1 protein-coding gene is annotated in these 337 nt (G+C 69.1%); it reads left to right on the top strand.

Features of this window, described 5'->3' with window-relative positions; genetic code table 11:
* Positions 1-337 (top strand): transposase (locus JHD63_RS23195; protein WP_198973156.1); only part of this gene is annotated, 337 nt, incomplete at both ends.

Raw genomic sequence — 337 nt, 5'->3', positions numbered from 1 at the left:
CGCCCGCCGGTAGGGCTGCAGCGCATGCTGCGCATGTACTTCGTGCAGCACTGGTTCAACCTGGCCGACGAGGCCTGCGAGGAAGCACTGCTGGACAGCCCGGCGCTGCGGCGCTTCGTGGGCATCGACCTCGGACGTGAGCGGGTGCCCGATGGCACCACGCTGCTGAAGTTCCGGCGCCTGCTGGAGGCGCACAAGTTGGGCGAGCAACTGTTCGCCACGGTAGGCCAGACGCTGCAGGCCCGAGGTCTGAAGGTGGGCACGGGCACGATCGTGGACGCCACCATCATCGGCGCGCCCAGCTCGACGAAGAACGCGGACAAGGCGCGCGACCCCG

The sequence above is a fragment of the Xylophilus sp. ASV27 genome (assembly GCF_016428875.1).
GTDB lineage: Bacteria > Pseudomonadota > Gammaproteobacteria > Burkholderiales > Burkholderiaceae_C > Xylophilus.
Note: the sequence above shows the minus strand (reverse complement) of the source record. Positions and strands in the feature narration are given on the sequence as shown.